This window comes from Vibrio ziniensis (assembly GCF_011064285.1).
Lineage (GTDB): Bacteria > Pseudomonadota > Gammaproteobacteria > Enterobacterales > Vibrionaceae > Vibrio > Vibrio ziniensis.
In genome coordinates this window covers 337,821-359,406 of the sequence record NZ_CP049331.1, presented here as the reverse complement: position 1 = coordinate 359,406, position 21,586 = coordinate 337,821, and the positions used below count along the sequence as shown (strand labels likewise).

The following is a 21,586-nucleotide window of genomic DNA, read 5'->3' as shown; positions in this document are numbered from 1 at the left end:
AATGAAACCCTCATTACAGCTTAAGTTAGGCCAACAGTTAGCTATGACACCACAGTTGCAACAGGCGATTCGCTTATTGCAACTGTCAACACTCGATCTGCAACAAGAGATCCAAGAAGCGTTGGACTCTAACCCTCTATTGGATGTTGAAGAACCAGGAGACGAACTGTCATCAGCTGAAAGTTTGACCAGTAGCCATGAGGAAAAAGACAACAGTACTGAGACCTTAGAGATTGAACCACAAGATAGCTCTGATCTGATTGAGAAATCTGAAATCAGTGCTGAGTTAGAAATCGATACGACTTGGGAAGACGTATACAGTGCTAATACTGGCAGTACAGGTATTGCATTAGATGACGATATGCCTGTGTACCAAGGCGAAACAACGCAAACATTGCAAGATTACCTTTTGTGGCAGCTTGATCTGACGCCATTTAGCGATAACGACCGTTCAATTGCCTTAGCATTAATCGATGCGATTGACGACTACGGCTACCTAACCGTTTCGTTAGAAGACATTCAAGAAAATTTCCACAGTGAAGAAATTGAGCTGGATGAAATTGAAGCGGTACGAAAGCGTATCCAACAATTCGATCCTCTCGGTGTTGCTTCTCTCAACCTCCAAGATTGCCTACTTTTACAATTGGCAACCTACCCTGAAGATACTCCTTGGTTAGACAGTGCAAAACAGATACTGGCTAATCATATCGATCAACTTGGTAATCGCGATTACAAAGTCATATTGAAAGAGACTAAACTCAAAGAAGAAGACTTACGCGAAGTGCTTCAACTGATTCAACAGTTAGATCCACGACCAGGTAGCCGCATTGCTTCGGAACATGCTGAATATGTAATTCCTGATGTATCAGTGTATAAAGAGCATGGCAAATGGATTGTCACCATCAATCCAGATAGCGTTCCAAAATTGAAAGTGAACCAGCAGTACGCCAACCTTGGCCGTGGTAACAGTGCTGAAAGCAACTATATCCGCACCAATTTGCAAGAGGCAAAATGGTTAATCAAAAGCTTAGAAAGTCGAAACGAGACTTTGCTCAAAGTTGCCAAATGCATAGTTGAACACCAGCGTGAATTCTTCGAATATGGCGAAGAAGCCATGAAACCGATGGTCTTAAATGATGTTGCCATCGCAGTGGAAATGCATGAATCAACCATTTCACGTGTTACGACACAGAAATATATGCATACCCCACGAGGTATATTTGAACTGAAGTACTTTTTCTCTAGTCACGTCAGCACTGACAATGGTGGAGAATGTTCATCTACCGCGATTCGTGCACTGATCAAAAAACTGGTTGCTGCGGAAACCCCGGCAAAACCGTTGAGTGACAGTAAAATCGCGGCTCTACTTGCTGACCAGGGGATTCAGGTCGCAAGACGAACGATTGCGAAATACCGTGAATCTTTAGGGATTGCCCCCTCTAGTCAGCGTAAACGCCTGCTTTAAGGCCTAACAGAGAAGGAAAGTCTATGCAAATCAATATCCAAGGCCATCACATTGATCTTACCGATTCAATGCAAGACTATGTTCACTCCAAATTCGATAAACTAGAACGATTTTTTGATCATATAAACAGCATTCAAGTGATTTTACGTGTTGAAAAATTACACCAGATCGCTGAAGCTACGCTCCACGTAAATCAAGGAGAGATCCACGCCACTGCGGATGATGAAAACATGTACGCAGCGATAGATGGCCTAGTGGATAAACTCGTTAGACAACTCAACAAGCATAAAGAAAAGCTAAGTAGCCATTAATCATGCAATTAAGCGAAGTACTTTCATTGAGCTGCACAAAAAGTGCAGTTCAATGCTCTAGTAAAAAAAGAGCCCTCGAAATCATCAGCGAAATCGCTGCCGAATACACCGGTCAAAATGCCACAGAACTATTCGAATGTATGCTCAGTCGTGAAAAGATGGGTAGTACAGGTATTGGTAATGGTATTGCCATTCCACATGCTCGAATGGCATCAAGTGATAATGCCGTTGCGGTATTACTCCAATGCGAAGAACCTATAGAATTTGATTCTATCGATAACCGCCCTGTCGACCTTCTATTTGCCCTACTGGTTCCTGAAGAACAGTGCAAAGAGCATTTGAAAACGCTTTCTTGCATGGCGGAACGTTTGAACGACAAACAAACATTAAAGCAACTTCGTAATGCTCAAAGCGACGAAGAGCTGTACAACATAATGGTTCAACCGCCAATGGTTCAACAACCACAGTAGGTATGCCTTATGCGTTTAATCGTCGTTAGCGGTCAATCAGGTGCAGGTAAAAGTGTTGCGTTAAGAGTTCTGGAAGACTTAGGTTATTACTGTGTTGATAACTTGCCTGTAGTGCTCTTGGACTCGTTTATACAGTCTGTACAAGACAGCAAACAGAACGTAGCCGTTAGCATTGATATTCGTAATCTGCCCAAAGAACCAACCTTAGTTGAAGATATCCTGCAGCAGCTAAAACAGAATAACGATGTCAGCGTATTGTTTCTTGATGCAAGCAAAGAGACTTTACTTAAACGCTATAGCGAAACTCGTCGCATTCATCCGCTGTCACTAAGTGATAAGAAGCCAACTCTGGAACAAGCCATTGAGCTTGAAAAACGCTTATTGGAACCACTTAAAGAGCAAGCTGATTTGCTGCTAGATAGCACAGGTAAATCACTACACGATTTAAGTGAAACGGTGAGAATGCGCATTGAGGGAAGAGAACGCAAAAAACTTGTGATGGTTTTTGAGTCCTTTGGCTTTAAATATGGCTTACCCAGTGATGCCGACTACGTGTTTGACGTTCGCTTCTTACCGAACCCACATTGGCAACCGGAACTTCGCCCACTGACAGGTCTAGATGCTCCGATTAAGTCATTTTTAGAAAGCCATAGTGAAGTGCTCGAACTGAAACAGCAGATTCAACACTTTTTTGAACAATGGTTGCCACTGCTAGAGAAAAATAATCGCAGCTACCTAACCATTGCTATTGGCTGTACAGGTGGTAAACACCGCTCAGTCTATTTGACGCAACAGCTTGGAGAATACTTTTCCTTGTTGGGGCATCAGGTACAAATCCGTCATACGTCATTAGAAAAAAATCACTCTTAGAGGATTCCCTATGCCACAATCTAGCCGCACCGTTCTTATCCAAAATCGCCTTGGTTTACACGCTCGCGCGGCAGTCAAGCTAGTGGAATTAGCCCAGTCCTTTGAAGCGGTACTGACAATTCAAAATCAAGAAGGTAAAGAAGCCACTGCAGATAGCGTTATGGGGCTTCTGATGCTTGAATCCGCTCAAGGTCAGAATGTAACAATTTCAGCAGAAGGCTCTCAAGCAGAACAAGCTTTAGATGCGGTTTGTCATCTGATTGAAGTTAAATTCGACGAAGACGAGTAACTCTCCAAAATTGAGTTTATCTGAGCATGTTGAGATAAGTTCTATCAATAAAACAACTAACCTAACTAACCCTATTAACACAAAGCATAGAAATAACAGTTCCAAAGTCAGCATAGAGTCATAAGCACACAAATAATTAATCTTTGCCAGCAAGTTACTATTAAATAAGGCATAGAATTAAGTTAATATTCTGCGCATTGTAAGTATTCAATCACGAGGAGGAAGCCATGGCCGAGCAAATCGAGTTTGACCAAGCACATAACACCCTCCAAGAAATCACAGAAGCATTAGATAATGGTCGCTTCGTCCATGTCCGTAGACAACTACAAGACATGGAACCGGAAGACATTGCACACCTACTTGAAGCCTCGCCTCGCAAAGCACGTAATGTATTGTGGCAACTGACCGATCCTGAAGATTACGGTGAAATTCTTGATGAACTAAACGAAGACGTCAAAGATGCCTTAGTATCTAAAATGGCACCAGAGAAGTTGGCAGAAGCAACAGAAGGTATGGACACCGATGATGTGGCCTACGTACTTCGTAGCTTACCCGACGATCTCTCTCGTGAAGTTCTTGCTCAAATGGATGCAGCGGATAGACATCGTGTTCAAACAGCACTGTCTTATCCGGAAGATACTGCTGGTGGATTGATGAACACCGACGTTATTACGATTCGTAGTGATGTCGATGTTGACGTAGTTTTGCGTTATCTGAGAATGAAAGGTGAACTACCCGAAGCCACCGATGCACTTTACGTGATCGATGAAGAAAGTCGTTTGATTGGTCACTTATCGCTAACCGCACTTATCACAGCACAAGTGGATGTGTCTGTCAGCGATATTATGGAAGATGCCGACGAAGCAATTAAAGTTGACACCAAAGACTTAGATGTCGCGAGCCTGTTCGAACGTCGTAACTGGATATCGGCCCCTGTTGTGGACGAAAACCAGCACCTTGTTGGTCGTATTACCATCGATGACGTGGTTGACGTTATTCGTGAAGACGCTGAGCACTCAATGATGAGTATGGCAGGTATGGACGACGACGAAGATACCTTTGCTCCTGTAGTTAAGTCTGCGCGAAAACGCAGTATCTGGCTTGGTGCAAACGTATTAGCCGCTCTAGCAGCAGCGTCGGTATCGAACATGTTTGAAGCGACACTCGATCAAATGGCAGCGATTGCCGTTCTGATGACCATCGTCCCCTCAATGGGCGGTGTGGCAGGCAACCAGACGGTAGCACTGGTCATTCGCGGTCTAGCTTTGGGTCACATCGGGGACAGTAACAAGCGCGAGTTGCTACTCAAAGAAGCCTCCATCGGCTTTTTAAACGGCATTCTATGGGCACTGATCATTGGCGCTATTGTCGTTGCTTGGAAAGGAGAATGGATGCTAGGCGGCATTATCTCTGCCGCGATGATGACCAATCTCTTTGTTGCAGGTGTCGCTGGCGTAATGATTCCAGTCATTCTGAAGAAGATGAATATCGACCCTGCTTTGGCCGGAGGTATGGCACTCACAACCATTACTGACGTCGTCGGACTATCCGTATTTTTAGGTTTAGCTACCCTTTTCATCTAATACCATTCTGGATAATTTCCTGGTCAGTGAATAGGCGTCGATAAGCAAACCCTCCGAGCCATGGATGGCTCGGCGGAGCTTCAGGGACGAATGAATGCGCGTTTGCGTTTGACGCCTATTCGCTGTTCTACCGATGCTCTGTCTGATCATATTTTTATCTAGGATATGGTATAAAAGATCTGTTTATCTGAAAGACAAACATAAAAAAAGCGCTGACATTTCATCAGCGCTTTTCGTTTGTTAAGAAATCCGTTGGCTATTCGCCTGCCACTTTCATCGACTCAAGTAAAATAGAACCTGTTTGGATTTGCGAGCGAGTTTCTACATCACTACCCACGGCCACAATTTGGTTGAACATATCTTTCAGATTGCCTGCGATGGTAATTTCCGACACAGGATACTGAATCACACCATTTTCAACCCAGAAACCTGCGGCACCACGTGAATAGTCACCAGTGACAATGTTCACGCCTTGCCCCATCACTTCTGTCACTAATAGACCAGTACCTAGCTCTTTAAGCATTTGCTCAAAGTTCTGTCCTGTCGATTTCACAAAACAGTTGTGAATACCACCAGCATGACCTGTTGGTGTCATCCCCATCTTTCTTGCTGCGTAGCTCGTCAGAAGGTAAGTAGACAATACACCATCAGTGATGATTTCCGTATCCACGGTTCTAACACCTTCACTATCAAATGGGCTTGAAGCAAGACCACGTAAAATATGAGGGCGCTCAGAGACGTTAAACCAGCTCGGAAGAATCTGTTTACCTAGATGATCAAGCAGGAACGATGACTTACGGTATAAGTTACCGCCACTGATAGCCATCACTAGGTGCCCTAACAAGCCTGTAGCAACATCTGCGGCAAACATTACAGGGAATTTGCCCGTCTTAAGCTTTTGTGCATCCAATCGGCTTACTGTTTTCTCCGCGGCTTCTTTACCAACTCGTTCAGGCACCCATAAATCATCACAATGTCGAGCAACGGTATAGCTGTAATCACGTTCCATCTCACCATTTTTGCCTTCACCAATCACACAACAACTGATGCTATGACGGCTAGACGCGTAGCTACCCAATAAACCGTGGCTGTTACCATACACTTTAACGCCATAATGGCTGTCATAACTTGCGCCATCACTTTGCTTAATTCTGTCACTAACATTCAGTGCAGCTTGCTCAGCAGCAATGGCAATTTTAGCTGCACTGTCAGGGTCAATCGCATTTGGGTGAAACAGATCCAAATCAGGGATCTCTTTGACCATCAACTCCTTCGGTGCTGGTCCAGCGAATGGATCTTCTGATGTGTATTTCGCGATATCTAGTGCAGCCAATACCGTTTGCTGAATCGCTTTCTCACTTAGATCAGAAGTAGAAGCACTACCTTTGCGCTGCCCTCGATAGACTGTAATGCCTAAGGCGCCATCACTGTTGAATTCAACGTTCTCCACTTCACACATACGAGTAGAGACACTTAATCCTGTGCTCTTTGTAATCGCAACTTCAGCAGCATCTGCACTGGCTGATGCCATGTCTAGCGCTTTAGCAACTGCGGCTTCAAGTTCGGTGCGCTGCATAGCGACTTGCTGTTTTAAATCCATATCTCATCCAACTATTGAGCTTTCGAATAATGACTTAACCTGAACTTGGGATAAGAAAGACGATAGCTTTTGATTTCTGATTTATAAATCCCACATCACTCAGTACTGCAATTTTAGATGCAAAACGAAGCAAAAACATAAGGCAATAGCCAATCTACTGCGCCAATTTTAACGACATCAGGCGCTAAAAGTGCGGTGATGAGAGGCTTAGATTATCCCGAGTTCAGGTTTATTGGCTATAGAGTAACAAGAATTTCGCTTTCTCCCCACGATTCTTGCTAAAATAGCTGACATATACACCTCAATAGTTGAAGAAAATGGCACGTAAAAACCAAAAAGCTCCTTGGGAAGAAGAAGAGGAGATCATTTGGGTTAGTAAAACCGAAATGAAAAATGACATGACTGCGCTGCAAAAGCTCGGTGAAGAACTGGTTGGTTTGAAATCATCACAGTTATCAAAAATCCCGATGCCTGAAGATCTGCTATTAGCGATCAAAGATGCGCAACGTTTCGACATGGAAGCTAGACGTCGTCAACTGCAATACATCGGTAAAATGATGCGAACCATCGATCCTGAGCCAATCCAAGCGGCGCTGGACAAGTTACGTAACAAGCACTCACAAAATACTGCGGTATTACACAAGCTCGAACAGATGCGTGACCGTATTGTTGAGCAAGGGGATGACGCAATTAACGACGCAATGGATCTCTATCCGGATATGGATCGCCAACGTCTACGTCAACTAGCTCGCCAAGCGAAGAAAGAGAAAGAAGGCAATAAGCCGCCAAAAGCTTCTCGTGAAATCTTCCAAGTACTTAAAGAGCACAACGACACATCGATTTTGTAACGCTATTTGTTGTATTGAAAAAGCCTCACCAATGCCAATTGTGTGAGGCTTTTTATTATTCACCGGCTCTAACGAAGTCACTGAGCAAAGGATGTGAATGTGACGAAGACAGTGCTGAAACTTCGTCAAAAACTTGTACTTTCCCCTCAGCCAAAAATGCAAAATGTGAGGCAATGGCTTTAGCATCACTTAAGTGGTGAGTCACCATAATCACAGTAATATTGCGCTCTGTGGTCAAGCGTTTTACCAAACAGAGCATTTCTTCACGCAGCAAAGGATCTAGTGCAGAAAAAGGTTCATCAAGTAGCCAAATAGGATGAGGTTGGACAAAGCAGCGAGCAAGAGCCACCCTTTGGCGTTGCCCACCAGATAGACTTTGTGGAAGACGATTTAAATACTCATCCACTCCCACTTGTTTTGCAGCAATATCAACAAGCTCTTTCTGTTGAGCGGTTAATTTCAAGCTTGGGTTCAACCCCAACGCGATATTTTCACGCACAGTTAAATGAGCAAATAAGTTGTGTTCTTGGAACAGCATCGAAAATGGGCGCTGATAAGGTTCCTTATCCAGAAGCGACTCTCCCGATACACGCATCTCTCCGCTGTTAGGTTCGATGAATCCTGCGACTAAGCTGAGCAGTGTCGACTTGCCAGCCCCACTTGGTCCCATCAAGGACACAATAGCGCCTTGAGGTACATTCAAACAAAACTCAAACCACTCATTTTGATATTCATAACGTACGTTTTCTAAAACTAACATTCACGACCTCGAGAAGAATGAGCAATAAACAGTTTTTCAATCACGGCAAAGCAGCTAACACTCATTACCAGTAAAGTCAGTGACACCACCGCTGCGGATTCCATTTGATAGCTACCAAGCAGTTGGAACAGGTAAAGGGGTAGAGTTCGGAAATCTTGGCTACCAAAAAGCGCTATCGCGCTGAGATCGCCCATTGAAAGCAGAAAGCTGATAGCAAAAGCATGTGCTATAGGTCTACTCAGCGCTTTTCCTTCAATCCACTTTATTCGATGCCAACCGCGAATCCCTAACGATGCACAGAGAAACTGATATTGCTGCTCAATATGCAGCATCGGTTGAGCCAGACTTTTTAACACATAGGGCAAAGCCATCAAAGCATTCACCGCCACCACGACCCAAAACGCAAAACTGAACGCATCGGTAAAGCTACGCAATAACAAGAATAGTCCCGTACTCACCACCAATCCTGGTGTAACAAGAATGATAGTTCCCGTCAGTTCAAGCATGCTGGCTTTTGTTGTTTGATAACGGATACGCCAAAATCTTGTTGTGATGAGAATGGCGATCCCAGCAACCAAAGCAAACAATGAAGCCAGTAAAGCCACCTGTATGGATGCTAAAAACGCATGCCAGAATTTGCTATCAGTTAATACTGCATAAGCTTGCGAATTAATGCCGCTTAACACCACCATCAACAAAGGTGGGACGACAAGCGCAATAACAAACAGTATCCATGTCCAGTCCCAACAACGCGCTTTGAATGAATCTCGACTAACAACGTGATAGGTAGCTACATTACCTGCTGTAACCGCAACTGGCTTAGCCAGTTTCTGAATTGATAAATACAAAACACTGCACAGAATGATCTGCCAGAGAGCTAACAGCGCACCCGCTTGCAGGTCAAAATCAAACTTGATCGCTTGATAGATAGCTAACTCAATGGTGGTTGATTTGGGCCCACCGCCTAGCGCCATCACTGTAGCGAAGCTGGTAAAACACAGCATAAACACTAAGCCACAAACATGTGGTAACTGTTGACGAATACGAGGCCATTCCACCCAACGAAACTTATTCCAGTGGCTCATACCTAAATGCGCACAGAGCTTATGTTGCTCTTCAGGAATGGATTCTAATGCTTGCAACAATAAGCGACTCGCATAAGGTAAATTGAAGAAGAAATGCGCCAGCAAAATGCCATTTAATCCATAAATGGAAAAAGGTAATTTCAACTCAAACCAGCCTAACGTCTTAGCCAGTATGCCACTGTTGCCGTATATCTCTAGTAGTCCAAACACTCCGACTAACACTGGCAGTACAAGCGTAGTAGCAAAGAGTTTGATAAGCAGGCCTCTTCCCCAAAAATGTCTTCGGTATAACGCATGGGAAACCGGAACTGCAAAGCCGACACTCAGCAACATAGATAGACTTGCTTGATAGAAACTAAATTGAGTCACATGGCGATAGAACGGATCCTGCCAAACCTGCACAAAGTTCAGGCTAGGTGCATGGAGAAGCAAAGCGCAAAGTGCAGAAATGACAAAGGTCGCGACGGCTATCGCGACCCCAATACCAATTTTAGGAACAGTGTTCAAACTCACTTAAACCTTAAAAACGTATACGTTAGAAAGTTAGAGCATTTTGCCATTCACGAATCCAAACTTTACGCTCTTTCGCTACTTCGGCTGCGCTAAAACTTAAAGATTTCTGAGGTACAGATAAAGACTCAAAACCTTCTGGTAACTCAGTCTTGGTTACTGGATACATCCAGTTCCCTGTTGGAATCACCGATTGGAAATCATTACTAAGGATAAAACTCATAAACTCATCTGCTAGTTTTTGATGTTGACTGCTCTTAACCTTAGCCGCAACCTCAACCTGCATGTAGTGACCTTCTGCAAAATCTGCGGTAGCAAAACGTGCGTCATTTTCCGCAATCAGGTGGTAAGCCGGAGACGTGGTGTACGACAACACCAAATCTGACTCACCTTTCAGGAACATCGAATATGACTCAGACCAACCCTTGGTTACCGTTACCGTTTTCTTCGCTAACTGTTTCCATGCATCAGTAGCTTTATCGCCATAGACAGATTTCATCCAAAGTAGCAAACCTTGGCCTGGCGTTGAAGTACGCGGGTCTTGATAAATAACTGTTAGGTCATCTCGGCTTTCAACTAACTCTTTTAGGCTTTTTGGTGGATTAGCCAGCTTATCTTTGTTGTAAACAAAAGCGAAGTAACCATAGTCAAAAGGAACAAAAGTGTCGTCGTTCCAACCATTTGGTACTTGAAGTGATTTGGTGTCCACTGCATGTGGAGCTAACAAACCCGCTTGTTTCGCTTCGACCATAAGGTTGTTATCTAAACCTAATACGATGTCTGCTTTGGTTTTATCGCCCTCTAAACGCAGACGGTTCAAAATAGAAACGCCATCATCCAGAGCGACAAAATTCAAATCGCATCCACATTGTGCTTCAAATGCTTTTTCAATAGCAGGACCCGGCCCCCATTCTGCAGCGAATGAGTCATAGGTATAGACAGTGAGAGTGTTATCAGCAGCGAAGGCTGCACTCGTTGATATTGTAGTAAAGGATAAAGTTGCCAAAGCAATGGCAGAAAGTTTGATGTTCAAGGCTCGCTCTCCTCAGAGCTGACAGGCTTGAGGGAGGACAAGAATAATCCGTGATTCGATTATAACATTCCCAACTCAATTCCTACGCCAGCATTATCTGGTTCAGGTAAATACCACTATTAAAATAATAATGGACTGCGGGTCCCAAGCTCAGCTTGATCTCAGCGCCACTCATTTGATGAATGGTTAGCCCCCCGTGAGTAAGGTGGATTGTAAATGTAAATGAAAAGAGATGCTACTTGTACGTTAACTACGTTGTTCATACCCCCAACGTGGTATAAGAGTTTGCTCAATGCCTAAATGATCCAAAATACGAGCGACCATGAAATCAATCAGATCATCAATGGATTTCGGCTGATGATAAAAACCCGGAGCGGCAGGCATAATGGTCACTCCCATTTGTGACAGCTTGTGCATGTTCTCTAGATGCAAAGTAGAAAATGGGGTTTCCCGAACCACTAACAACAGTTGTCCGCGCTCTTTCATTACCACATCAGCCGCTCGCTCAATAAGATTATCAGACATGCCGTGAGCAATAGCTGCAACACTACCCGTTGAACAAGGACAAACAATCATCTGTTTGGGCGCCGCTGAACCAGATGCAACCGGAGAGAACCAATCCTCTTTGCCACAAACAACCAATTTATCCGCATCACACTGCAGATGTTCAACCAACGCAGCTCTCGCAGCATCAGGCCCACTAGGCAATTTGAGATTATGCTCAGTTGCCAACACAACACGCGCAGCAGAGGAGATCAGCAGATACACGGTGTAATCTGCTGCAAGCAAGCACTGCAACAGACGCATACCATAAGGCGCACCTGAAGCTCCAGTCCAAGCTAAGGTAATGGCTTTAGTCGGCTTCATATGGTTCAAACTCTTTACTGTTTTGCTTTTAGTGCGGCAAGTAGCTTATCGTGAATACCATTAAAGCCACCGTTACTCATCACCAGAATTTGGTCGCCCGCTTGTGCCTCAGTACAAATCATCGCAACGAACTCATCAATATTATCGCTAACCTGAGCAGATTGAGCACACTGGTCTGCCACATCTTGTACTGACCAAGGAATCGTTGCTGGCTGGAATAAATAAACCGAATCCGCTGTATGCAGTGACTGCGCGAGAGTTTCTTTGTGCACACCAAGCTTCATAGTGGCTGATCGAGGTTCCAATACCGCGATGATTTTCTTATCACCCATTTTGTTACGTAATCCGTCCAAAGTGAGTTCTATTGCTGTCGGATGATGAGCAAAATCATCATACACAGCCACACCAGACTCTTCACCTTTCAACTCTAAACGACGTTTGGTATTCACAAAATGCCCTAATGCGTCACATGCCAGATCTGGAGTCACCCCCACATGTCGTGCCGCTGCAACCGTCATCAGTGCGTTACTGACGTTATGGTCGCCCACTAAATCCCATTTCACCGTGCCGACGCGTGTATCTTTGTACAGAACATGAAATTGAGAACCATCTTTGGTGATTTTTTCTGCTTGCCAGTCTGCATTTTCGCCAGTGAACTCAGTTTCACTCCAACAACCACGCTGTAAAACATCTTTCAATGCTTCATCTTGCAGTGGTGCAAAGATACGACCATTACCTGGTACAGTTCTTACTAAATGATGAAATTGACGCTTTATCGCTTCAAGATTGTCGAAGATGTCAGCATGATCGAACTCAAGATTATTCATAACTAACGTTCTCGGGTGGTAATGAACAAACTTAGAACGCTTGTCGAAAAAAGCACTGTCATATTCATCAGCTTCCACAACGAAAAACATGCTTTCTCCCAAACGAGCTGAGATGCCGAAGTTCCCCAACACACCACCAACAAGGAAGCCAGGTTGATACCCACAGTGTTCAAGTACCCATGTCAGCATACTGGATGTGGTGGTTTTACCGTGTGTTCCCGATACAGCTAATACCCAACGGTCATGAAGAAGAAACTCTTGTAGCCACTGAGGTCCAGAAACATAGCGTAGGTTGTTGTTAAGCACATATTCAACACACGGATTTCCACGGCTCATTGCATTGCCAACCACCACCAGATCAGGCTTTGGCTCAAATTGTGTTGTATCAAAACCTTCAATAATTTCTATGCCTTGTGATTCGAGCATAGTACTCATTGGCGGGTAAACATTGGCATCGCTACCAGTAACTTTGTGGCCTAATTGACGGGCTAACATCGCTACGCCACCCATGAATGTGCCACAAATTCCTAAGATATGAATATGCATAGAGCTTAATCTCTTCACGCTTTATTGTATTGTCTTCCATTATCCTGATTCACGTTGTAAAAGCGAGCATCACAGATCAGGGCAATGTAATTTTGTAATAACTCGACATAAAAAATGAGAACTCAATCAGTTACTTCAGTACCCGTAAAAAGATTAAAGACCTAAACTCTTGGCGGGCGCATGTGTCAAAATGAAGTTCCGTGAGAGAACACCTCACAGCCCCACAAAAATCCCCCCGAAAATAGAGTGTTAAGGAAATTACATGTCTGAGATGCGCACCCTTGGTGAGTTCATTGTTGAGAAACAACACGACTTTCCCCATGCAAGTGGTGAACTATCCTCCTTACTGGCTTCAATTCGTCTAGCGGCAAAGATTGTAAACCGCGAGATTAACAAGGCTGGTCTTGCTGATATTACCGGTGCTTCTGGTCAAGACAACGTGCAAGGTGAAGAACAGCAAAAGCTGGATGTTTATGCTAACGATAAATTCAAAGCAGCGTTAGAAGCACGTGACCAAGTTTGTGGCGTAGCAAGTGAAGAAGAAGATGAAGCTGTTGCGTTCAATAAAGAACTCAACAAAAATGCAAAATACGTAGTACTGATGGATCCACTGGATGGATCTTCGAACATCGATGTAAACGTGTCAGTAGGTACTATCTTTTCTATCTATCGTCGCATATCTCCAGTTGGTGGGCCGCCTACCGCTGAAGATTTCCTACAACCAGGTCACAAGCAAGTAGCAGCCGGTTATGTTATCTACGGTTCTTCAACCATGTTGGTATACACAACAGGCAATGGTGTGAATGGCTTTACCTACGATCCTTCGATTGGTTCTTTCTGTTTGTCGCACGAGAACATGCGTATTCCTGAAAACGGCAAGATTTATTCAATCAACGAAGGTAATTACATTCGTTTCCCTACAGGCGTGAAAAAATACATTAAGTTCTGTCAAGAAAATGTACCTGAAGACAATCGCCCATACACATCTCGTTATATCGGTTCTTTGGTAGCAGACTTCCACCGCAACCTGTTGAAAGGCGGTATCTACATGTACCCTAGTACTGAAAGCCACCCTAAAGGTAAACTCCGACTTCTTTACGAATGCAATCCTATTGCATTCTTGATGGAACAAGCTGGCGGTATCGCCTCTGATGGTAAAAATCGTATTCTGGATCTCAAACCAACTGAACTACACCAACGTGTACCTTTCTTTGTTGGTAGTCCTAATATGGTTAACAAAGTCGAAGAGTTTCTAGAGAATTACCCAGACTGATACCTATCGCTTACAAAAAGCAATCAATTACAGAAAAGCGCCGCACATTGGCGCTTTTTTTATCTCTCTTTCATCAGTCAATTACACAATTTTTAACCTACAATTGCATCAATTAGACTTAGGTTTGCTTGGGGATCGCCGCATTTGCGGGTAAACTCTAGCCTTTGCAATGCAGTGGCCGTTTATAGCCCACGCATAACATGTATAACAATAAGTCTTGATTCTTGAAGTCCGGCTAACGAAAAGGAAACCTTTAATGAGCTTAAACAATGTGCCAGCAGGCAAATCTCTTCCTGACGATATCTACGTTATCATCGAAATCCCAGCTAACGCAGATCCAATCAAATACGAAGTAGACAAAGATTCTGGCGCTGTATTCGTAGACCGTTTCATGTCTGCACCAATGTTCTACCCATGTAACTACGGTTACGTGAACCACACACTATCTCTAGATGGTGACCCAGTAGACGTATTGGTACCAACACCATTCCCTCTAATGCCTGGTTCAGTCATTCGCTGCCGACCAGTTGGCGTACTAAAAATGAGCGATGAGTCTGGTGAAGACGCGAAAGTCATTGCGGTACCGCATGAAAAGTTATCTAAAGAATACAACCACATTCAAGATGTAAACGACCTACCTGAGCTTCTAAAAGCACAAATCACTCACTTCTTCGAGCGTTACAAAGACCTTGAAGCAGGTAAATGGGTTAAGGTTGAAGGTTGGGAAGACGCAGCGGCTGCTCGTGAAGAGATCAAAGCTTCTTACGAACGCGCTCAACAAAAATAAGCGTCCGAAGAGAGTAATAGAAAAAGCCAGCTTGTCGCTGGCTTTTTATTTGCCTGAGCACGTACATTAATCAGAAAAAATATCTGTTCCGTGATCCCACCAAGTACCTTCAACGTAAGCTGCTCGGAACTCAGGATCTAACTCGTCACAAACGCCTCGATAAGGACGGCGTAATTTACCAAGCTCAAACGCATCTTGTTCACAGTATTCTTGGCGACCAAGTTCATAACCTTCAAGGTAGCTTGCTTGATACTTGCTACTCACCTTTGTGATTTGTGTGCGGCCAGTCACACCATCTTCATAACCATTCACAAGCCAACTCCCCGCAGAGTTAGGTGGCGTGCTACAACCAGCAATAACAGCAACAGCAATCAATACTAACCATAGCCCTTTCATAAGATATCTCCTTTATCAAGTAACCATCTATATATTAGCCCTTGCTAATGTATTTTTCCGTACAGTTACTGTAAAAAAGAGTAAAGCTTTACTTTACACTCGTTGACACCAATCTCCGGAGTCGATGAGTGCTTCTTGTGAAGTCGCATCTTGGTAAATATATATCCACGCAGTACCAAAAGGGGTTTCAATAGTATCTCGGCGATATTCCACAGGAACATCTTCCAAAATATCTAACTTTGCCAATGTCTCTTCATCAATCAGATAAACTTCCCCAGAAATAGTATGGTGCCCACCCACTAGACCCGGATATGGACCGAGATCGTAAAGTGCGTACTCTGGCTTGGTAACAAATTGTCCCAACAATTGACTGTTAACCAAAAAGCTATGATTGCTTTCTCCTTGACGTAAAGTGCCATAAACAAAAACTAAATGTTGCACTTCCTTCTCCTTTGGTTTTAACAAACCTTAATTCAACTCAAATTGATATAACAGATCAACTGCGCTATCTAAGCCAGATACCGCTTCCACATATAAATCCGTCATTAAACGATAGCGAATGGTAAATTCACCTACTGAATTAAAAATACCTACGCCATATTTCACTTGCAAACCAGGCCTAATATAACCACTTACCGTTACTTGGGATTCATCCCCTGATCCTGCAGTATCGAGTTTCAAATCTTGAACACCAAAAGCGCTGCCAATTTCACTCACAACTTTACCACTTTTGGCTAAGCTTAATCCTATCAATGCCGTAGTCATGGCATCACCACCACTTTCACTATCGATATCTTGACCTCTCAGTAAGTATGACAAAGCATTAGCTTGTGGCATGCTCGGTTCTGAGAATATTGATACAAGAGGTTCCGTCGCAGGGCCTGTTACTTGTACACCAGCAATCACATCATCTTCCGTATTCTCAGGGTTACGGATCGCTTTAATAGAAAGATACGGCTGATCTACTGGACCATTCATCAAGATCTTGCCTTCTTGAATGATCAAGTCTTGACCAAAGGCACGATATTTACCGCCCTGAATATTAATCTCACCATTTACCAGTGGACCTTTATCCTTTTGCACTACATTGACACGACCAACTAAGCCACCTTCTAAACCAAACGCCTGCAGTTTAAAGTCGTCACCAATAGTGATTGTTACATCCGTTTCAATATCAAACGGTAAGGTATTTTGTTCACTGATTGGCGTTAAGTCTTCATTCAACAGAACCTGATCTTTCGACACGCTAACGGCACTTTGAGGTAGCTCTTCAACCACAATTCTACCCCACGGAAGAGTGATATTTCCCGTCACTTTAGCCAATTTTGGCTGCATATTTAGCGTCAAATCCGGTACAACTTTAACTTTTACTATTGGAGGCAAATCCACCAACAAAGATTGGGCAAATACGTGGCTATTTACTTTCCAGTCGTCCAGATTTTGCCAATCCGCATCCCCTGTAATTTTTAGTTCACCATCCTGAGTAAGTACACTCGCATTCAAGTTGGCCTGATAACCAGTGAAATTCAGAGTAACTTGGCCTGATTCCACTTCAACCGGTGAAATATCGCCTTTCACCTGAATATCTTTCACGCTAAGCAAACCTTCAACCTGAGGATGAAGCATGTCACCTTTAAATTTAAGTTCTGACTCAATGTTCGATTTCAAAGAACTGTATTCACCAACCAGAGGCGAGAGAAAATCTAAGTTGAACGTGGAAAGCTTCAATTCGCCTTCCATACGTTTATTGTCTTTGGTCACGTCCGCAATACTAATATTTCCAGACAAATCTCCGTTGTCTGTCATATCAACATTCCAATAGGCTTGCAGGCGATTACGGAGCAAAGTTGCTTGCAAAGAAACTTGTTCCCAGCCCACCTTCAAAGGTTGCTCTAAATCTTGTGTCACGGAGCCTTTAGGCAGGCTCAATTCCAACTTTATTTGAGGTGGTTTATCCGTTTGCCATTTCGCCCATACCTTAGCATTTGCTTCACCATTTACATGGCTTTCTGACGGTATGAATGCTTTGATTTGTTCGAAATTAAATTGGTTAATAGATAATTGTACCTCTCCGTTTTCACCCACTGTCGCAGATTTATCCAGACAAACCGATGAACCGGCTTGAATCCAACAGTGGGCAGCCAAAGTGACACTTTGTTTATCAACATCCACATCTATCTGTGTCGGCTTATCTAAAGACCAAGCACCCTGCTCTGTTTCTACCTTCATGCGGTTGAGTTGACCATCCCATATCAGTGATGGGTTATCTTTTAAAGCACCTTGAATATTCAAACTGGTTGATACGATGTCAGACTTAACTTCCAAACTAAGTTCATGTTTTTGCTGCTCGCCACTAAAATGCATCACAACGGAGTTAATCCGTTGTTCCTGATAAGAAGCGTCCGTTACTTTCAAGCGCAGGTCGGCTTGCGGTTTAGGTAGTGGCGAGACATTACCAGTCAATGTAATGTGTTTTACCTTGGCATCTTGCTGCCAAGCTATAGAGTCTGCATCCAACGAGAGTCTAATTCGTGGTTCAGCTAATGCCCCACGTAATATAACATCGCCCTTCACTTTCCCTTTAAGATCAGGGACCGTTTTTGATAGGTCTGGAAGGTTTAACGACAATGACATACGCCACTCTTTATCTAGCTTGCCTTTAGCTGTCACTTCATTGGGGCCGTGGGCAAGATTGATTCCCCGAGTCGTAACCTCATATTGCCCTTTACCGGAAACATCGGAAGCGTCTATCTGCCCATGTATATGCAATGGATAATCACGGACGACACCATCTATAGCCAATTGAGGAACTTTAACTAACCAGCCGCCTTGAGTTGTTAATTTTCCGGATGTTTCTACTTTACCACTGATAATCCCTTCAGCCTCTGGCCATTGCAGACCTGGCTGAATATGGTTTAGATCCAGTTTCGCTTGCCAATTTATTGACTCATCCCAGTTTGCGTTTATCTCACCGAGAATACGTCCTCCGAGCGTATCAATCTGAATGCGACGTAACGAGATTTCACTTAAATCGCCCTCACCTTCAGTATCAATTGCAACCGTTGGCAGATCTTTCCCCTTCAACTGTCCGTTTAACCCAAGCTGATAATGTTTTAATGATCCTTTGGTATAAACATGAGATGCTGTAACGAAGTAATCTCCTTTGCCCACAAGTGGCCATTGCCCGTGTAGATTCTTTATATCGATATCAAGTGGTAATTGAGATTCAAGCGGTTTAAGTTTGGCGTTAATGCTTGCTTGTACCAACTCAGTCAGTTCAGCTTGTAAACTTAAGTCCGCCACGCTACCTGAAGCTTTTAAACTCAGAGCTTGCCCTTTCGCTTGTTCTAATTTGACTTTAGACGTCAGCTCTAATGAAAGTGGATAACTGTCTTTGAGTTTTACTTTAGTCTTTAGCCACGCATCCACCTCGGGTGTATCTAATTCCAGCGTATCAACAGACACATCATATTGATAAACCTGTGCTTTGAGTCCCAAGTGGTTTACAACCACAGGCGTTTCTTGATGAAGCGTAAAGTTATTGATATCCAAACGAGACAAATCGAATCGCAATGGAATCAAGATATTAGGCAACACTATCGTCTTTGGAACACTTTCTGACTCAGGCTTTGGCTGCTCAGGTGTAGGTTCAACAGTGCTGTTCGCTAAAGTCACATCAATGTGATTCCACACGGTTGTACCTATGGTGAGATTATTACCTTGGAATGATGCTTGGGTAGAAAAATGCTGCCAAGCAATACTATTACCTAAGATATTGAGTTCAATATCATTCAGCGTTAACCGATTGAGGCGAATAGGAACTGGAGTAGTGATGTTCGTCAGAGGCTGAGACTCTGTTTCCTCTGCGATTTCGTCGCTTTCCGGCAATGAAGGTAGAGATAACTTTAAACCAGACAAACTAATGTCATTGATACAGATAGACGGCTCTAAAAAGCAGTTGGCATTGATAGCAAGTGTCGCACTTCGTAACTGCATATCCACATTTAGCGATGAGTCAACAAAGCGAACATCATTTAGCGTGAATCTTGGAAACAGAGAACCATAGGTCGATTTCACTTCCAACTGAGGGACAAACTTATTCACGCCCCATAAGGCGAAGTTAAGGCCAGTGTTGGTAAACAGAAGTCCAGCGATAGACAACACTAGCACGATTAACAACGCTATAAATCCAAGAGAAATCCATTTGCTCCATTTCAGAGCCAGCTTAATCATAACTCGGGCCCTAGCGCAAAGTGCACTCTAAATCGCTCGCCAGGATCTGAATCCAATCCCCATGCAAAGTCTAAGCGGATAGGTCCGACAGGAGAAACCCAACGAACGCCAAATCCTGTTCCTGTTTTCCATAGCGGGGTGTAATCGAAAGCGTCACCCCCATCAATAAACACAGCTCCCCACCAGTTTCCAGTTAGGCGATATTGATATTCTACGGAGCCTGTAAGCATATATTTCGCACCCGCTAAAGCGCCACTTTCATCAAGAGGTGAAATGGATTCATACTCATAACCCCTTAAGTTGTTATCACCACCAGCAAAAAAGCGCAGAGATGGCGATAACTTATCAAAATCTTCTGCAAAGTTAGCACCTCCGCCAAGACGAGCCACAGCCCGATGGTTACTTCCAACACTGCGGATCCAAGAGGTTCCAGCTAACACCCGGACTAAGTTTGTTTCAGAAACCACAGCATCAGAACCATATTCTATTGTGATTGTTTGCTTGTCGCCCCAAGTGATTAACGAGCCATTTGCTCGAGTTCTGGTACGGCTAAAGGTAAAACCAGGTAAAAGAAACTGGCCGATATCATCAAGCAAACCTTGCTCATAGTTCTCAATAAGATAACGAATATACATAGTTCGGTGCCAACCACTGTCGGCTACCCAGTGCCTTTCCAAGGCTAAGTTTGATTCCAAACTTTTAGTATCTTGGTTATCTTCCTTTTTCAAACCATACTGAATTCGATAGTACTCATGCAAAACATCGTCAAGAGGAATCTTATAGCCTGCTGTAATATACTGTTCTGGTTCTGAAATAGAGAAACTGCTGTCAAAACTGTGTCCGCGCGAGTTAATCCACGGTTTTTTCCATTTAAACGTCCCTCTTACACCAACGTCGGTTGAATAGCCAATCCCCGTTTCAAACTGATTTCGTGATTGTGGTGAAACCGAAACTTTCATCGGCAACTCGCGACCTCCGTCTAAACGGCTCAGATCAGGCTCAACAAATACAGAAGAGAACCAATCAGTGTTCGATAAATTCTGGTTATGCTCACCAACTTTTGAAACTAAATATGGATCCCCTTCTTTGTAGGGTTGTAATGACGCAACTCGATTCTCGTCAATCTGGCTTCCCGTTATGCTAGTCGCACCAAATTTGTAGCGGATGCCACTGTCATAATGCATACGTACAAACGCTTGGTTGAGTTCCGGTGCCACTTCCAAACGACTCGTAATATAGGTGCCGTTAAAATAGCCTTTTTGCAGCGCTAAGTTGCGTAATGATGATTTCAAGCTGTCGTATTGACCATGATTCAGCGGCTCACCTTGCTTAAGGCCACTTTGATTGATAACGCGAATGAAATCAGGGTCGTTCTCAGCTTCACCCGTGATCACAATATCAACCAGCTTGAGTCGAGTCACTTCACCAGCAGCAACACTAATAGCCAGGACTTCTCCAGATTTCTTTACTTCAAATTCAACTTCTGGATGGTAATAACCAAGTGCATTAAGAGCTTCGGTAATGCTTTTTTGCAGACGCGACTGAAAACGTAATTGAGTAGAGTAGTCCGACTCTGGAATTGAAGAGAGGTAAGCATCGACGTTGGCTTTTAATTCTTTGTCTAAGCCATCAATCTCCAAGCTAACTTTGGCGAAAGAAGAAGCAGAAAAGAGTAAAGCGGCGAATAGCACTGGTAATGATTTTCGTCTCATGCTTAATTATGGCGTCGTTATACTAGGCTTATTGTTGAGCAATAGTGAAATCATACCGCCAATGTTCACAATAGTCTGTATGAAATCAGTCAATTATCAGGCCTATCGCTATTTAATTAAA

The 21,586-nt window shown here is 43.6% G+C and carries 19 protein-coding genes; 9 read left to right on the top strand and 10 right to left on the bottom strand.

Annotation, left to right across the window (positions count from 1 at the left end):
- Position 1 precedes the first annotated feature (1 nt).
- The 6 genes from G5S32_RS01680 to mgtE all read left to right on the top strand — a co-directional run bounded on the left by G5S32_RS01680 (position 2) and on the right by mgtE (position 4,988).
- Positions 2-1,465, top strand: coding sequence for an RNA polymerase factor sigma-54 (locus G5S32_RS01680; RefSeq protein WP_165310188.1), 1,464 nt, complete (start codon positions 2-4; stop codon positions 1,463-1,465).
- Between the two features lie 23 nt (positions 1,466-1,488).
- Positions 1,489-1,776 carry a ribosome hibernation promoting factor gene (hpf, locus tag G5S32_RS01675; protein WP_165310187.1) on the top strand — a complete coding sequence of 96 codons (288 nt, stop codon included), beginning with the start codon at positions 1,489-1,491 and terminating at the stop codon, positions 1,774-1,776.
- Between the two features lie 2 nt (positions 1,777-1,778).
- Positions 1,779-2,246, top strand: coding sequence for a PTS IIA-like nitrogen regulatory protein PtsN (gene ptsN / locus G5S32_RS01670; protein ID WP_165310186.1), 468 nt, complete (start codon positions 1,779-1,781; stop codon positions 2,244-2,246).
- A gap of 9 nt (positions 2,247-2,255) precedes the next feature.
- On the top strand, positions 2,256-3,116 hold the full coding sequence (gene rapZ, locus G5S32_RS01665; protein ID WP_165310185.1) for an RNase adapter RapZ: 861 nt from the start codon (positions 2,256-2,258) through the stop codon (positions 3,114-3,116).
- A 10-nt stretch (positions 3,117-3,126) separates the two neighbouring features.
- A complete protein-coding gene (locus G5S32_RS01660) occupies positions 3,127-3,405 on the top strand; it encodes an HPr family phosphocarrier protein (protein ID WP_165310184.1) in 279 nt (92 codons plus the stop codon).
- Between the two features lie 227 nt (positions 3,406-3,632).
- Positions 3,633-4,988, top strand: coding sequence for a magnesium transporter (gene mgtE / locus G5S32_RS01655; protein ID WP_165310183.1), 1,356 nt, complete (start codon positions 3,633-3,635; stop codon positions 4,986-4,988).
- Positions 4,989-5,244: 256 nt separating this feature from the next.
- Here the strand turns inward: mgtE and pmbA are convergent, their stop codons facing one another.
- Positions 5,245-6,588 carry a metalloprotease PmbA gene (pmbA, locus tag G5S32_RS01650; protein WP_165310182.1) on the bottom strand — a complete coding sequence of 448 codons (1,344 nt, stop codon included), beginning with the start codon at positions 6,586-6,588 and terminating at the stop codon, positions 5,245-5,247.
- 317 nt (positions 6,589-6,905) lie between these two features.
- On the opposite strand from pmbA, the gene yjgA reads away from it, so the two are divergent.
- A complete protein-coding gene (yjgA, locus tag G5S32_RS01645) occupies positions 6,906-7,436 on the top strand; it encodes a ribosome biogenesis factor YjgA (protein WP_165310181.1) in 531 nt (176 codons plus the stop codon).
- Positions 7,437-7,491: 55 nt separating this feature from the next.
- Here the strand turns inward: yjgA and thiQ are convergent, their stop codons facing one another.
- The 5 genes from thiQ to mpl form a co-directional block, all read right to left on the bottom strand.
- Positions 7,492-8,196, bottom strand: coding sequence for a thiamine ABC transporter ATP-binding protein (thiQ, locus tag G5S32_RS01640; protein WP_165310180.1), 705 nt, complete (start codon positions 8,194-8,196; stop codon positions 7,492-7,494).
- On the bottom strand, positions 8,190-9,788 hold the full coding sequence (gene thiP / locus G5S32_RS01635) for a thiamine/thiamine pyrophosphate ABC transporter permease ThiP (protein ID WP_165312693.1): 1,599 nt from the start codon (positions 9,786-9,788) through the stop codon (positions 8,190-8,192). The genes thiQ and thiP overlap by 7 nt, the downstream gene beginning before the upstream one ends.
- Before the next feature lie 28 nt (positions 9,789-9,816).
- Entirely contained in the window at positions 9,817-10,824 is a 1,008-nt protein-coding gene (thiB, locus tag G5S32_RS01630; RefSeq protein ID WP_165310179.1) for a thiamine ABC transporter substrate binding subunit, read from the bottom strand.
- Positions 10,825-11,070: 246 nt separating this feature from the next.
- Positions 11,071-11,691, bottom strand: coding sequence for a flavin prenyltransferase UbiX (locus tag G5S32_RS01625; protein ID WP_165310178.1), 621 nt, complete (start codon positions 11,689-11,691; stop codon positions 11,071-11,073).
- 14 nt (positions 11,692-11,705) lie between these two features.
- Positions 11,706-13,064: a UDP-N-acetylmuramate:L-alanyl-gamma-D-glutamyl-meso-diaminopimelate ligase gene (gene mpl, locus G5S32_RS01620; RefSeq protein ID WP_165310177.1), complete on the bottom strand. Its 1,359-nt coding sequence runs from the start codon at positions 13,062-13,064 to the stop codon at positions 11,706-11,708.
- Between the two features lie 262 nt (positions 13,065-13,326).
- Between mpl and fbp the strand changes: the two genes are divergently transcribed.
- The gene (gene fbp, locus G5S32_RS01615) at positions 13,327-14,337 is read left to right on the top strand and encodes a class 1 fructose-bisphosphatase (RefSeq protein WP_165310176.1); all 1,011 of its coding nucleotides are present in this window, start codon (positions 13,327-13,329) and stop codon (positions 14,335-14,337) included.
- A 256-nt stretch (positions 14,338-14,593) separates the two neighbouring features.
- The gene (gene ppa, locus G5S32_RS01610; RefSeq protein ID WP_165310175.1) at positions 14,594-15,124 is read left to right on the top strand and encodes an inorganic diphosphatase; all 531 of its coding nucleotides are present in this window, start codon (positions 14,594-14,596) and stop codon (positions 15,122-15,124) included.
- A 66-nt stretch (positions 15,125-15,190) separates the two neighbouring features.
- Here ppa and G5S32_RS01605 read toward each other — a convergent pair whose 3' ends face one another.
- The 4 genes from G5S32_RS01605 to tamA form a co-directional block, all read right to left on the bottom strand.
- Positions 15,191-15,520, bottom strand: coding sequence for a DUF2799 domain-containing protein (locus tag G5S32_RS01605; RefSeq protein ID WP_165310174.1), 330 nt, complete (start codon positions 15,518-15,520; stop codon positions 15,191-15,193).
- A 93-nt stretch (positions 15,521-15,613) separates the two neighbouring features.
- On the bottom strand, positions 15,614-15,961 hold the full coding sequence (locus G5S32_RS01600; protein ID WP_165310173.1) for a gamma-glutamylcyclotransferase family protein: 348 nt from the start codon (positions 15,959-15,961) through the stop codon (positions 15,614-15,616).
- Positions 15,962-15,988: 27 nt separating this feature from the next.
- On the bottom strand, positions 15,989-19,753 hold the full coding sequence (tamB, locus tag G5S32_RS01595) for an autotransporter assembly complex protein TamB (protein WP_165310172.1): 3,765 nt from the start codon (positions 19,751-19,753) through the stop codon (positions 15,989-15,991).
- A complete protein-coding gene (gene tamA / locus G5S32_RS01590; RefSeq protein ID WP_165310171.1) occupies positions 19,750-21,465 on the bottom strand; it encodes an autotransporter assembly complex protein TamA in 1,716 nt (571 codons plus the stop codon). The genes tamB and tamA overlap by 4 nt, the downstream gene beginning before the upstream one ends.
- Positions 21,466-21,586: the final 121 nt, after the last annotated feature.